Origin of the sequence: Pararhizobium qamdonense (assembly GCF_029277445.1) — a bacterium.
In the GTDB taxonomy this organism is placed as follows: Bacteria; Pseudomonadota; Alphaproteobacteria; order Rhizobiales; family Rhizobiaceae; genus Pararhizobium; species Pararhizobium qamdonense.
Genome location: NZ_CP119566.1, coordinates 3,899,366 through 3,912,457, shown reverse-complemented (window position 1 = coordinate 3,912,457; position 13,092 = coordinate 3,899,366). Strand labels below are relative to the sequence as shown.

Annotated in this window: 18 protein-coding genes; 13 read left to right on the top strand and 5 right to left on the bottom strand. The window is 60.5% G+C overall.

From position 1 onward, the window contains the following. Window positions 1-114 precede the first annotated feature (114 nt). Genes fliG through motA form a run of 4 tightly spaced genes read right to left on the bottom strand, consistent with a single transcriptional unit; the run spans window position 115 to window position 3,686 of the window. Window positions 115-1,146 (bottom strand): flagellar motor switch protein FliG, encoded by a 1,032-nt coding sequence (gene fliG / locus PYR65_RS19190; protein WP_060636029.1) that lies wholly within the window; start codon window positions 1,144-1,146, stop codon window positions 115-117. 28 nt (window positions 1,147-1,174) lie between these two features. Then, complete coding sequence (gene fliN / locus PYR65_RS19185) at window positions 1,175-1,795, bottom strand: flagellar motor switch protein FliN (protein WP_276119125.1); 621 nt, start codon at window positions 1,793-1,795, stop codon at window positions 1,175-1,177. A gap of 60 nt (window positions 1,796-1,855) precedes the next feature. Then, window positions 1,856-2,803, bottom strand: a complete 948-nt coding sequence (locus PYR65_RS19180; RefSeq protein ID WP_276119124.1) for a FliM/FliN family flagellar motor switch protein — start codon at window positions 2,801-2,803, stop codon at window positions 1,856-1,858. A gap of 4 nt (window positions 2,804-2,807) precedes the next feature. Then, window positions 2,808-3,686, bottom strand: coding sequence for a flagellar motor stator protein MotA (gene motA, locus PYR65_RS19175; protein WP_060636027.1), 879 nt, complete (start codon window positions 3,684-3,686; stop codon window positions 2,808-2,810). Window positions 3,687-3,870: 184 nt separating this feature from the next. Here motA and PYR65_RS19170 point away from each other — a divergent pair, with 184 nt between their 5' ends. The 4 genes from PYR65_RS19170 (at window position 3,871) to PYR65_RS19155 (ending at window position 7,393) form a co-directional block, all read left to right on the top strand. Beyond that, entirely contained in the window at window positions 3,871-4,650 is a 780-nt protein-coding gene (locus PYR65_RS19170) for a DUF1217 domain-containing protein (RefSeq protein WP_276119123.1), read from the top strand. A 1-nt stretch (window position 4,651) separates the two neighbouring features. Further along, window positions 4,652-5,377, top strand: coding sequence for a flagellar basal-body rod protein FlgF (gene flgF / locus PYR65_RS19165; protein ID WP_276119122.1), 726 nt, complete (start codon window positions 4,652-4,654; stop codon window positions 5,375-5,377). A 78-nt stretch (window positions 5,378-5,455) separates the two neighbouring features. After that, window positions 5,456-6,850, top strand: a complete 1,395-nt coding sequence (fliI, locus tag PYR65_RS19160; RefSeq protein WP_276119121.1) for a flagellar protein export ATPase FliI — start codon at window positions 5,456-5,458, stop codon at window positions 6,848-6,850. A gap of 3 nt (window positions 6,851-6,853) precedes the next feature. After that, a complete protein-coding gene (locus PYR65_RS19155) occupies window positions 6,854-7,393 on the top strand; it encodes a hypothetical protein (RefSeq protein ID WP_060636024.1) in 540 nt (179 codons plus the stop codon). On the opposite strand, the gene PYR65_RS19150 is transcribed toward PYR65_RS19155, so the two are convergent. Beyond that, the gene (locus tag PYR65_RS19150) at window positions 7,381-7,563 is read right to left on the bottom strand and encodes a hypothetical protein (RefSeq protein ID WP_276119120.1); all 183 of its coding nucleotides are present in this window, start codon (window positions 7,561-7,563) and stop codon (window positions 7,381-7,383) included. The genes PYR65_RS19155 and PYR65_RS19150 overlap by 13 nt on opposite strands. A 32-nt stretch (window positions 7,564-7,595) precedes the next feature. On the opposite strand from PYR65_RS19150, the gene flgB reads away from it, so the two are divergent. The 9 genes from flgB (at window position 7,596) to PYR65_RS19105 (ending at window position 13,088) form a co-directional block, all read left to right on the top strand. Beyond that, window positions 7,596-7,976, top strand: a complete 381-nt coding sequence (gene flgB / locus PYR65_RS19145; RefSeq protein WP_060636242.1) for a flagellar basal body rod protein FlgB — start codon at window positions 7,596-7,598, stop codon at window positions 7,974-7,976. A 5-nt stretch (window positions 7,977-7,981) separates the two neighbouring features. Then, a complete protein-coding gene (gene flgC / locus PYR65_RS19140; RefSeq protein WP_060636022.1) occupies window positions 7,982-8,401 on the top strand; it encodes a flagellar basal body rod protein FlgC in 420 nt (139 codons plus the stop codon). Next, the gene (locus tag PYR65_RS19135; protein ID WP_060636021.1) at window positions 8,401-8,736 is read left to right on the top strand and encodes a flagellar hook-basal body complex protein FliE; all 336 of its coding nucleotides are present in this window, start codon (window positions 8,401-8,403) and stop codon (window positions 8,734-8,736) included. Before flgC ends, PYR65_RS19135 begins: the two co-directional genes overlap by 1 nt. A gap of 12 nt (window positions 8,737-8,748) precedes the next feature. Further along, window positions 8,749-9,537 (top strand): flagellar basal-body rod protein FlgG, encoded by a 789-nt coding sequence (flgG, locus tag PYR65_RS19130; RefSeq protein ID WP_060636020.1) that lies wholly within the window; start codon window positions 8,749-8,751, stop codon window positions 9,535-9,537. Between the two features lie 17 nt (window positions 9,538-9,554). Beyond that, window positions 9,555-10,076: a flagellar basal body P-ring formation chaperone FlgA gene (gene flgA / locus PYR65_RS19125; protein WP_276119119.1), complete on the top strand. Its 522-nt coding sequence runs from the start codon at window positions 9,555-9,557 to the stop codon at window positions 10,074-10,076. Further along, on the top strand, window positions 10,073-11,188 hold the full coding sequence (locus tag PYR65_RS19120) for a flagellar basal body P-ring protein FlgI (RefSeq protein WP_060636019.1): 1,116 nt from the start codon (window positions 10,073-10,075) through the stop codon (window positions 11,186-11,188). Before flgA ends, PYR65_RS19120 begins: the two co-directional genes overlap by 4 nt. Window positions 11,189-11,235: 47 nt before the next feature. Then, the gene (locus tag PYR65_RS19115; RefSeq protein ID WP_276121109.1) at window positions 11,236-11,730 is read left to right on the top strand and encodes a MotE family protein; all 495 of its coding nucleotides are present in this window, start codon (window positions 11,236-11,238) and stop codon (window positions 11,728-11,730) included. Next, window positions 11,727-12,437 carry a flagellar basal body L-ring protein FlgH gene (gene flgH, locus PYR65_RS19110; protein ID WP_060636018.1) on the top strand — a complete coding sequence of 237 codons (711 nt, stop codon included), beginning with the start codon at window positions 11,727-11,729 and terminating at the stop codon, window positions 12,435-12,437. The genes PYR65_RS19115 and flgH overlap by 4 nt, the downstream gene beginning before the upstream one ends. A 105-nt stretch (window positions 12,438-12,542) precedes the next feature. After that, window positions 12,543-13,088, top strand: coding sequence for a flagellar basal body-associated FliL family protein (locus PYR65_RS19105; RefSeq protein WP_060636017.1), 546 nt, complete (start codon window positions 12,543-12,545; stop codon window positions 13,086-13,088). Window positions 13,089-13,092 lie beyond the last annotated feature (4 nt).

Sequence of the window (13,092 nt, the reverse complement as noted above, 5' to 3'; positions counted from 1 at the left end):
ATGCTTCACAGAAACTAGGGCGTTGAAGCAGAGCCCATGCCAAAAAGCCCCTCAACCGGGATGGATTGAAGGGCTTCACATAGGCTTTGGCGGTGAAGAGAGGAGAGTGCGCCGTCAGGCGGCCACGGCTTCCTTTTCCTTCAGTTCGATCTGGCCGCTTGCGGCAAGCCGGATGGCTTCCTGGGTGATCGAGCGGCGGGCAATGGCAATATCGCGCGGATTGATGCCGACATCGCCGGCAGCAAGATCCGATTCGATCATGCGGCGCTGACGCGCGCCGATCGAGGCGAGAACCGATTCGCGCAGTTCCATGCCGGATCCGCGCAACGCCATGGTGATGATGTCGCCCGAGACGTCGTTGAACAGCTGAACGCGGCTGCGCTGCGGCATGTAGAGAACGTCGTCGAACAGGAAGATCTTCGGGCGGACCTTCTTGACCGATTCGGTGCTGATCGATTCCAGCGAGGCAAGCAGCGTCTCGACCTGGGTCTTTTCCAGTTCGTTCATGACCTCGGCGATCTTGATCGAGCCGACCGAGTTCTTCTCCGCATCCATCTCGCGCATCATCTCGACCACGCGGGCCTCGATGATCTGCGCGGCCTTGGGGCTGACGCTCTTCATGTTGACGGCGCGGTTGATGATGTCGGCGCGGTTGCTTTCCGGCAACTGCAGCAGGACCTTGGCGCCAAAGGTCGATGGCATCATCGACAGCACATAGGCGATTGTCTGCGCATGTTCCTTGCCCAGGCTCTGGGCGACGAAAATCGGGTCGGAATCCTGCAGCCGGTCCCAGATATTGGCCTCATAGGCGGCAAACGCGGTGCGGCGGCCAAGCAGGCCGTCAACCTCGTCCGGCGTCAGGCCTTCTTCGAGGATACCCTCGATAGCCTTGGCATTGTCCATCAGGCCGGCACCTTCGGTGAACAGGTCCTCGAACTCGTTGACCAGGATTTCCAGCTCGTGCGGGGGAATGGAGCGGAGCGACTGGGCCGAGGCGATAATGCCCTGCAATTCGCTCTGCGTGAAGAATTTCAACAACTTGCCGGCAATCGGCTTGCCCATAGCAAGGAGAACCGCAGCCGCCTTGTCCATTTGGGTGAGGGGCCTTGTGGGCGCCGAAGCCTCGAAATTGTCGAAATCCATCATGGATTGATCCTTATGACCCTAACCGGGTTCAAACTTTACTGGTACCCTTGATTTCGATGAGTTTCACACCGAAACGCGTTTCATCTTCGTCGAGAACGGTGATTTCGCCACGGCCGATCACCCGGCCGTTGACGACGATCTCCACCGGTTCGCCGATCCGGCGGTCGAGCGCGATCGTCGCACCTTCCGTCAGGTTCATCAGGCCGGAGACCTGCATGCGGCTGGTGCCGAGAACGATCTGGACATCGATCGGGATATCCATGATCAGATCGAGATTGGCCGTCATGCCGCTGCCGGGTTCACCGGCGGCCTGATCTTCGAACGCGTCGCCGCCGAATGCTTTTGCCCCGAACGAACCGGCGTCGAAGGCAGGTGCCGCAGACGCCTGGTCAAGGTCGGCAAAGCTGTTGGCGCTAAAATCGCCGCCGAAGCTGCTCAGATCGGTTTCGGCTGAAAAGGAGCTGCCGAAATCCGACATTTCCCCGGCTGCCGAGGTTGCCGCGAAATCCATGCCGAAATCGGTAGCTGGCACTGTCCCCGTGGCATCGCTTTGCAGGACGCCACGCAGATCGTCGATGGCCTGATCAAGCTCGGCATCGCCGCCGCTTAAGATCGCCTGGTCTTCTATTGGTGCTTTCTTCGGTGCCATGTGCAAACTATTCCAGTTGAAACTTGCCCCAACCATGTTGCCGGGTAAGGCAGGGACTTTTTAACTCATCAGGTGGTGGAGAATGTCGCTCTCCGAACCGTGCGTATCCTTGACCCGCACGGTGTATTTTGCGCCGGACCGCCCGAATTCGCAGATATAGAGGTCGCGGCCGTTGGCGTTGATCTCGACGCGCACATCCTTGGTATCGAGAAACGGAATGACATCGCCGGGCTGAAGGCGGCTGATGCTGTCCAGCGTCAGGCTCTGCAGCTTGATGCGCGCTTCAAGGCAGACCGTCGAGCGGCGGACCTGCTGCTCAAGCTGTTCGCCCCAGGCGCCCTTGGCCTTGCGGCCCTGGCCCATGCCCTTCGGAAACACGACGGCGGTCTTCAAAAGCGTCTGCTGCGGCACGATGATCGAGAAGGTCGAGAGCACCGGCCCCAGACCCATCGTCACATTGATGCAGGCGACGTAGACGTCGGCCACATCCGGGTCCGGCGCCGGGCGCTGGCTGGCATTGTAGGGACGCCCGGCGACAGGCTCGAAACTGCCGGCCACGCTCACTGCGGATTTCAACACATCGGCGATCTTTTCGAAGATCATCGTGGCCACGTCGAGTTCGATATTCGACAGCGACCGGGGCTTCGGCTCCTCGATGGCATTGGACGGCGCACCCAAAAGGATTTCCATCAGCGTGATGATGACAGGGCTGTCGCAGCTGATGACGAAATCGGGGCACCAGTTGCGCAGCGACGTATCGCACAGCGCAACACCATTGCCGAGATTGGCGATCAGTTCGCTCTTCAGGCCGGTATCGAAGCCGGCATAGCCGATGTCGATATCCAGCCCGGTCTCGTTCTGGAAGATGTCGGGCAAGAATTCGGCAAACACATGGCCGAGATCGCTGCACAGCTTGCCGATCGTCTTGTTGTCGCCAAGCGCTCCGGTCATGCGAGCAAGAAGCTTGCGGTCGAACGTGTAGACGTTGTTGTTGGTCGGTGAGGTCATCGGATCAGGCCGCCTTGCTTTCGCCGCCACCACCGGGGTTCATCATTTCCTGCTCGACCGCGTCGATCGACGGACGCTCATAGGCCGAGATGGTCTTGCGGCCGTATTCGAGCGCAACCTGGGGAACCGAGCCGTTCATATAGGCAAGCAGCGTCTGCTTGACGATGATGTAGAGGCGGTTCTGCTTGTCGCGAACGGCCTTGATATTGGCGATCACCGGGCTGGCGATACAGTAGGAGAGGAAGATGCCGAGCATGGTGCCGACGAGGGCAGCGGCGATCTTGCCGCCGAGAACTTCCGGCGATTCCGAGATGGCGCCCATGGCCTTGATGACGCCGAGAACGGCGGCGACGATGCCGATGGCCGGGAAGGCGTCGCTCATGGTCGTCAGCGCGTGATAGGGCTTCATCTTGTCGTGGGTGATCGTGTTGATCTCCTCGTCCATCAGCGCCTCGATCTCGTGGGAGCGGGCATTGCCGATGATGATGAGGCGGACGTAATCGCAGATGAAGGCTGTCAGTTCCTTGTTCTTCAGGACGGTCGGGGCCGACTGGAAGATCGAGGATTCATCGGGATTGTCGATATGGCTTTCGATCTCGTTGCGCGACTTGGTGCGCAGGTCGCGCATCAGGCTGTAGAGAACGCCCAGCGTGTCGAGATAATTGCGTTCCTTCGGAATCTTATGGGTGAAGGCCTCGCCGAGCGCCTTGCCGGTATCCTTCAGAACCTTCATCGAATTGGCCATGATGTAGCCGCCGATCCCCGCGCCGCCGATGATGACAAGCTCGAAGGGCTGATTCAGAACCTCCATGTGGCCGCCCATGGCAATGAAGCCGCCAAGGATACAGCCCAATGTCAAGAGGAGCCCGATGATGATGTTCATTTCGATACCTGCCGCAATGGTGGATTTTCGAGGGTATCGTTAGGCCGCCAGCCTTGCGTGAGGCTGGCTGTTGGCCACATCCGCCGGTCTTGCGGGCAAACAGGTTCGCGCAAGCAACAACCGTCAGGTTTCCGTTCAATCGGCGCGCAATGCGTCATTTCCATTGGATGAACGGGGAAACGTCGTGACGACGACTTACACCAGCTACCAGATGATCGCAGGCAACCTGACAAAGTCGCTGGAGCGGGTGTCGGAGCAGCCGGATGTGGCGCGCGAAACCGAATATTATCTTGCCAATATCGGCAACGTCAAAACGGTCGACGACTTCTTTTCCGATACGCGGCTTTATAACTACGCGATCAAGGCACATGGCCTCGAAGACATGGGCTATGCCAAGGCCTTCATGCGCAAGGTCCTGACCGAAGGCATCGACAAGGACGATTCCTTTGCCAAGCAGCTGACCGACAGCCGCTATTCGGACCTGGTGGAATCGCTGAATTTTGCCCGCAACGGCACGGCCGCCACATCTTTCGACAAGGCCCAGAAGGGCGTCGCCGACAAGTATGCCCGCCAGACGCTGGAGCAGACCGCCGGCGAGGACAATGCGGGCGTACGCCTGGCGCTCTATTTCGAGCGCACGGCGCCCTCGATCACCAGCGCCTTCGGCTTGCTGGCCGACGATGCGCTGGCGCAGGTCACCCGCACGCTTTTGCAGATGCCGGACGAATTCGCCGCAGCCGATATCGACAAGCAGGCAGCGGCGATCGAAAAGGCAATCGACATCAAGGATTTCAAGGATCCGGCCAAGCTGTCGAAGCTTCTCGAGCGCTTTACCGCGCTTTGGGAGCTCAACAATTCGTCAGACCCTTACGACCCTCTGGCCGTCTTCGGCTCATCCAGCGGCTACGGCATTTCCTCCGATCTCCTCCTGTCCATCAACACACTGAAACTCGGGGGACGCTGAAATGCAGACCGGTATGTACGTGGCCGTCTCGTCGCAGATGGCGCTTGAAAAACGCATGAACACGCTGGCCGACAATGTCGCCAATTCCAGCACCGTCGGTTTCCGCTCGACGGAAGTGAAGTTCAACCAGGTGCTGGGCGATACGCGGCCGACCAAGGTTTCGTTCGTGTCGGAGGGCAAGGAATTTCTCAATACCAACAATGGCGGCCTCAGCCAGACCGGCAACCAGCTGGATTTCGCCATCAAGGGCGACGCCTGGTTCCAGATCGAGACACCCGGCGGCCAGGCGCTCACCCGTGACGGGCGCTTCACCCTGACGGAAACCGGCGATCTCGTTACGCTGCGTGGATATCCGGTGCTGGATGCGGGCGGTGCTCCGATCCAGCTCAATTCGCAAGCCTCCGAGATCAAGGTCGGCGCCGATGGTGCCATCCAGCAGGACGGAACCCAGGTTGCCGTACTCGGCCTCTATGAGGCCAATTTCAGCAATGGCTTTTCGCGCTACGACAACAGCGCCGTCATTCCCAGCCGAGAACCGGAACCAGTCGTCGATCGCTTCGATGTCGGCGTGATGCAGGGCTATGTCGAGGAATCCAACGTCAACCCGGTTCAGGAAATGTCGCAGCTGATCATGGTGTCGCGCGCCTTCGAGAATATCTCGGCCCTGATGCGCGATAGCGAAACGTCGATGAGCGAAGCGATCAAGACGCTCGGCGGCAGCAAATAACCCACTTGATATTCGACAGGACCAAGGCCACGCCCCGGCGCATTTTACCGGTTTCGCGGGCAGACGGCAGGAACCGGCATGCAGAACGATAAACTCCAGATCAGCAATTCCTCGACGTCGCTGGCCGCTCTTGGCGGCCTCGTCGGGCGATACTCCAATCCGGAATTCTCGATCGCACCCGGCGGCCATGTCCAGTCGATTTCGGCAGGGTATTACACGGTCACCGGCCTTTCCCGGCATGTCCGCCTGGGCGAGTTCGTGGCGCATAAGAGCTCGACCGGCGTTCATCTCGGAGAAGTCGTCAAGGTCGAGCAGGACATCGTTGTCGTCTGCCCGATCGAACCGGGCGACCCGATCGGCATTCACGACACGGTCATCCGCAAAGGCGCTTTCCGCATCGCGCCGACGGAAAGCTGGTGCGGCCGCACCATCAATTCGCTGGGCGAGCCAATCGACGGACGCGGTCCGCTGCTGCAGGGCGATATCCGCCGGCCGATCTCCAATACCGCACCGCCCTCGATGACCCGCAAGCGCGTCGAGCACGGCTTTCGCACCGGGGTGCGGGCCATCGACATTTTTTCGCCGCTCTGCCTTGGCCAGCGTCTCGGCGTCTTCGCCGGCTCCGGCGTTGGCAAATCCACCTTGCTGTCGATGCTTGCGCGCGCCGATGCCTTCGACAAGGTTGTCATCGCGCTGGTCGGCGAACGTGGCCGTGAAGTGCGCGAATTCATCGAAGACACGCTGGGGGAAAACCTGTCCAAGTCAGTTGCCGTGGTCGCCACCAGCGATGAAAGCCCGATGCTGCGCAAGATGGCGCCGCTGACCGCCGTCACCATTGCAGAACATTACCGCGACCAGGGCGACAACGTGCTTTTGATCGTCGACAGCGTCACCCGGTTTGCCCATGCCATCCGTGAGGTCGCAACCGCCTCGGGCGAGCCGCCGATCGCGCGCGGCTATCCCGCTTCGGTCTTTACAGAGCTTCCACGACTGTTGGAACGCGCAGGTCCTGGCGCCGAAGGGGCAGGAACGATCACCGCGATCATTTCCATTCTCGTCGATGGCGACAATCACAACGATCCGATCGCCGACTCCACGCGCGGTATTCTCGATGGCCATATCGTCATGGACCGCAGCCTTGCCGAGGAAGGCCGCTATCCGCCGGTCAATCCCTTGGCCTCCGTATCGCGTCTGGCGCGAAAAGCCTGGACGCCGGATCAGGAAAAGCTGGTCGGGCGTCTGAAATCGCTGATCCACCGCTTTGAGGAAACCCGCGATCTCCGGCTGATCGGCGGTTACAGGCCCGGCAGCGATCCGGATCTCGACATGGCGATCAAGCAGGTTCCCGTCATCTACGACATCTTGAAACAGACACCCGGCGAACGCCCGGCCTTCGATGCGTTCACCGACCTTGCCAATGCGCTGAAGGCGGCAGCCAACGCCGGTCAGGCCGCAAGCATGCGGAGGGGATGAGCCATGACCGACTATGACGCCGATGAAATCGTCCCGCAGCGCAAGCGCGGCGAGCGCACGCCCCTGATCGACAAGGCGCTGGGTGCAACCGGCGTGGCCCTTGCCGCGATCGCAACATTTTTCCCCTGGTATGCCTTCCTGCACCAGGACAAATTCTCGATGCCGACGCTCTGGCAGGGCAATACCCGCGACATTCCCGGCCGTGAAGGCCCCGGCGGTTCAGCATCGCCGACGGCGATGATGGAACGTGACGAAGCGACGCAATCGGCCGTCGATCAGTTGACCACCGCCACGGTCCCCAATGCCGATGCCGCCAAGAAGCCTGGCGTCCAGGACGATCTGGAGCAGCCTTTTCCCTCTTCCAGTGCTTTCAGGCTGATGCATGTCGCCAATGGCCGCGCGCTGATCGAAGACAGCAGCGGCATGTATATTGTCCGCATCGGCTCGACCTTGCCGGACAACAGCCGCCTTGCGACATTGGAACAGCGCGACGGGCGCTGGGTGATGATCACCTCCAAGGGCGACATCTATCAGGCTGACTGATCGGGCGGCCTTTGATCCGTCGCGGGCACGATCCCGCGCAGATGACGGCACTTGCCGCCATTTGCGGCCTCCCGCCAATGGCGGTGCCAAAAAGCATCACCGCGCAAGGCCTGCATTTCCAGCGCTTCCGATACGCCATCCAATTCAGTCCCACGCAAGATTGCGTCCATAGGTTCTCCAGCAACAAGCATGGAGTCGCATGATGCAACCTATACAGCTTTTCGATCTCGCGTCCCGGCAGGCGCAATGGCTGGCAGTCCGCCAGAACGTCGTCGCCGGCAACATCGCCAACGCCAACACGCCGCATTATGCCGCCAAGGACGTCAAGCCGTTCGAAAGCGTGCTGCAGCAAACCGGCTTCCAGATGGCCTCCACCAACCCGGCGCATTTTACCGATGGCAGCAGTGCCGCGCAGGTGACGGAAACCAGCATGCTGGATGATGTCGAGGTCCAGCAATCGGGCAACAGCGTCCGGCTTGAAAAGGAATTGATGAAGACCGGTGAAGTCAAGCGCGACTACGAGCTCAATACGGGGCTCGTCAAGGCGTTTCACCGGATGATGCTCATGACGGTACGGAAATAATCTCGATGGATCCTCTGGTCTCAGCTCTCAAAGTCTCGGCCTCCGGCCTCGAAGCGGAATCGACGCGCCTGCGTATCGTTTCGGAAAACATCGCCAATGCCCGTTCTTCGGGCGATGCGCCAGGCCTCGACCCATACCGCCGCAAGACGGTCAGTTTCGCTGCGGAAATCGACCGTGCCAGCGGTGCTTCCACCGTCGAGGTTCAGCGTCTGGGAACCGACGATTCCGACTTCTCCGTCGAATTCGATCCGGGCAATCCGGCCGCCGATGACAAGGGCATGGTCAAGATGCCGAACGTCAACGTGCTGATCGAAATGGCCGACATGCGGGAAGCAAACCGTTCCTACGAGGCCAATCTCCAGACCACGAAGCAGGCACGCGACCTGATCTCCGCAACAATCGACCTTCTCAGGGCATCGCAATAATGATCGACGCAATCAAAACCATCAGCGCAGCCATCTCGACCGTCAAGGACGTGACCTCGACATCCGGCGCCTCGTCGGCGCAGAGCATTCTCGGCGGCGCTGCCACGGCCGGCAAGACGCAGAGCTTTGCCGAAGTCATGGGCAATATGGCGACCGAGATGACCAACGGCCTGAGACAGTCCGAAGTCAATTCGATTCAGGGCATCCGCGGCGAGGCCAATACCCGCGAAGTCATCGATTCCGTCATGAATGCCGAACAGTCGCTGCAAACCGCCATCGCCATCCGGGACAAGGTCGTCAGCGCCTATCTCGAAATCGCACGCATGCCGATCTAAAGGAAAAATACAATGAAGGCTCTTTCGATCGCCGCGACAGGCATGAACGCCCAGCAGTTGAACCTGGAAGTGATCGCGAACAATATCGCGAACATCAATACCACCGGCTACAAGCGCGCGCGGGCGGAATTCTCCGACCTTCTCTACCAGACGGAGCGCGCCCAGGGCGTACCAAATCGCGCCAACCAGGCGATCGTTCCCGAAGGCGCCATTATCGGCCTCGGCGTTCAGACCTCCGCCGTGCGCAATCTGCATCTGCAAGGCAGCCTGATCAGCACCGGCAACAATCTGGACATGGCGCTGGTCGGACGCGGCTGGTTCCAGATCGAGACCCCGGATGGCGAAACGGCCTATACCCGCGCCGGTGCCTTCAACACCAATGCCGACGGCCAGATCGTGACCATCGACGGATATACGGTCGTGCCTGAGATTACCGTACCGCCGAATGCCAGCGAAATCACTGTCAGCGCATCCGGCGAGGTCTCGGTTCGCGTCGGCAATGACACCATTCCGACCGTGCTTGGCCAGCTGACGATCGCCAACTTCGTCAACGAGGCGGGCCTTGAGCCGCAGGGCGACAATCTCTTCAAGCAGACGCCGGCATCCGGCGAGCCTGTCATCGGGACGCCGGCCGATCCGGGCTACGCCCAGATCAAGCAGAAATATCTCGAAGCGTCGAATGTCGATCCGGTCAAGGAAATCACCGATCTGATCTCGGCCCAGCGCGCCTATGAAATGAACTCCAAGATCATCCAGGCCGCCGACGAAATGGCTGCGACGGTCAGCAAGAACCTGAGATAAAAGAGGGAATGGCAAACATGACGTTTCGCCGGACTGCCAATGTGCCGCTTCTCAAAGCCGCCACGACCCGCGCAGACTGCCTGCTGCGGGCGCTGGCCGTGACCGGGGTAATCTCTGCCGGGCTGCTGTCTTCGCATCCTGCTCTGGCCGAAAAACGTATGGCCGTCATTCCGACCCAGACGATCTATCCGGGCGAAATCATCGATGCCCACAGGCTGGAAGAGGTCGAGGTGACCAATCCCGCTCTGACCGGCGATTATGCCGTCTCGACCGACCAGGTGACCGGCAAGGTCACGAGCCGGACCCTGCTTCAGGGGCGCGTCATTCTGGTCTCGGCCCTGCGCGAACCCTATGCGGTGGAACGCGGCAAGGCCGTTAGGATTGTCTTTTCCAACGGCCCCCTGACGATCACTGCCGGCGGCGCCCCGCTGGAGAATGCCGCAGTCGGCGACTTGATCCGGGTGCGCAACACCGATTCCGGCATCATCGTCTCCGGAACGGTGATGGACGACGGTACAATTCACGTGGTGGCAAAATGATCTTTCGTTTCGGCAAATGGTGCCTGGCAGTTGCAGCCGTTCTTTCGATGACGATCGCGCCGGCGCAGGCCGCCTCGCGCATCAAGGACATCGCCTCGCTGCAGTCGGGCCGCGAAAACCAGCTGATCGGCTACGGTCTGGTGGTCGGCCTGCAGGGTACCGGCGATAGCCTGCGCTCCGCGCCGTTTACCGCGCAGTCGCTGCGCGCCATGCTGCAGAATCTCGGCATCTCGACGCAGGATAACGAATCCCGCTCGAAGAATATCGCGGCTGTCCTCGTGACGGCCAACCTGCCGCCGTTTGCCAGCCCCGGCAGCCGCATCGACGTCACCGTCGGCTCGCTCGGCGATTCCACCTCGCTGCGCGGTGGCACGCTGGTCATGACGTCGCTTTCAGGAGCCGACGGGCAGATCTATGCGGTCGCGCAGGGGTCGGTCGTCGTCACCGGTTTCAGCGCGCAGGGCGACGCCGCCTCCGTCACGCAAGGGATCACCACATCCGGCCGCGTTCCCAATGGCGCGATCATCGAGCGCGAACTGCCGGCCAAGTTCAAGGACGGGTTCAATCTGGTTCTGCAGCTGCGGAATCCGGACTTTTCGACAGCGGTCGGCATGGCTGCGGCCATCAACCGCTATGGCAAGACCCAGTTCGGCGGCAATATCGCCGAGGCCCGCGATTCCCAGGCGGTTGTGATCGACAAGCCGAAGATGGCCGATCTTTCCCGGCTGATGGCCGATATCGAAAACCTCGTCGTCGAGACCGATGTGCCGGCGCGCGTCGTCATCAACGAGCGAACCGGCACGATCGTTATCGGTCAGGACGTGCGGATCAATCAGGTCGCCGTCAGTTACGGGACGTTGACGGTCCAGGTGACGGAAACGCCGACCGTGGTGCAGCCGGAGCCGTTCTCGCGCGGCCGCACCGAGATCGAACCGAATACGACCATCCAGGCCTCAGAGGATGGCGGCACTGTCGCGATCCTCAACGGCTCCAATCTGCGCTCGCTCGTGGCTGGCCTCAACAGTATTGGGGTAAAACCGGACGGCATCATTTCCATTCTCCAGGGCATCAAGACAGCCGGTGCCCTTCAGGCGGAGCTTGTCCTGCAATGATGACATATCGTCTTTCCTCCCCTTCGAGTGGCCTTCGCCGCCGTCTGATGCTGATCGCCGCCGGCTGCACGATGCTGGCCATTCCCAGCGCTTTTGCGCAGGAAGTTGCCGCCCCGGCCGTTGGCATCCCGGCCAATGGCGACGAGATCCAGCAGTTCTGCACCAATATTGCCGATGCCGCGCGCGACCAGCGCTATCTGTTGCAGAAGAAAGACCTCGAGAAGCTGCAGTTCGATATCGACGAACGCATCGCGACGCTTGAGAAGCGCCGCTCCGAATACGAAGACTGGCTGAAACGCCGCAACGATTTTCTCAAGCAGGCCCAGATCGGGCTTGTGGGCATCTACAAAACCATGAAGGCGGATGCGGCGGCGAGCAAGCTCGAGCTTGTCAATCCCGGCGTCGCAGCCGCCATCCTCATGCAGCTTCCGCCACGCCAGTCGAGCCTCATCCTCAGCGAAATGAGCAATGAGAAGGCGGCGGTCGTCACCAACGTCATTTCCAGCGCCACAGACCCGGACACATCGAAGGAACCGTCATGAGATATCCAATTCCGGTTCTTCTCGCCGTAAGCCTGCTGTCGGGATGCCAGAACCAGGCCATCAGCGAAATTGGCCGCGCTCCGGCCATGAGCCCGATCGGCAGCGGTCTGCAATATGCCCAGACGCCGCAGATGGCGATGTATCCGAAAGAGCCGCGCCAGGTCATGAACGGCTATTCGCTCTGGAGCGACAACCAGTCTGCCCTGTTCAAGGACGCGCGCGCATTGAAGGTCGGCGATATCCTGACGGTCGATATCCGGATCGACGACAAGGCATCCTTCGACAACAAGACGGATCGAAGCCGCACCAATGACAGTGGTTTCAAAATCGGTGCCAATGGTAAATCCCAGACGAGCGACTTCGGCTGGAATGGCGGGCTCGACTATGGTTCCAACACCAAATCCAAGGGTGAGGGCACGACGGAGCGTTCCGAAAAGCTTGTCCTGCTTGTCGCGGCCGTCGTCACCGGCGTGCTCGAAAACGGCAACTTGCTGATCAGCGGGTCCCAGGAAGTGCGGGTCAACCACGAAATCCGCATTCTCAACGTCGCCGGCATCGTCCGGCCCTACGACGTCGATGCGAAGAACATGATCTCCTACGAGAAGATCGCCGAAGCTCGTATTTCCTACGGCGGACGCGGCCGGTTGACCGAAGTCCAGCAGCCGCCATGGGGTCAGCAGGTCATGGACATCGTTTCGCCGATCTGACGGCCCGGCAACGCCGTGCGGCAAATGTAAATTATCCCGGCGGCCACAGCGCGTCATGCAGGACGCGCGGCGCGGCTTGCTGCCCACTCTTAATGGATTTTGACGATGGAAGATGCTGATCTCGCCCATGCCGGCCCGAAGAAGTCATCGCCGGTCATCCTGATCGCGGCGCTCGCGGTCCTGACATTGATCGCCGGCGGCGGCGGTTGGCTGATCGGCGGCATGCTGGCGCCCAAGCCGCTCAGTACCGAGGAAGCCAAGCTCGTTGACGACGCCAAGGCCGCGATCGCCTTGAAGAAAGCCGGGGAGAAACCGGAGGGCGAAGCCAGCAAGAAGGACGAAGGGCTGCCCAAAATCGCAACCGAAGCCAATGGCGTCGTCCAGCTGGATGCGATCACCACCAATCTTGCCTATCCCACCGAAAACTGGATCCGGCTTGAAGTTGCTCTGCTTTTCAAGGGCGCGCCCGATGTTGCGATGGCCGAGCAGATCCATCAGGACATTGCCGCCTATCTCAAAACGGTGTCGCTGCAGCAGATCCAGGGGCCACGCGGATTCCAGTATCTCAAGGATGACATCGAAGAACGGGTTGACCTTCGCTCGGAAGGGCGCGTAACCAATGTCATCTTCAGGACATTTGTTATTCAATGATTCG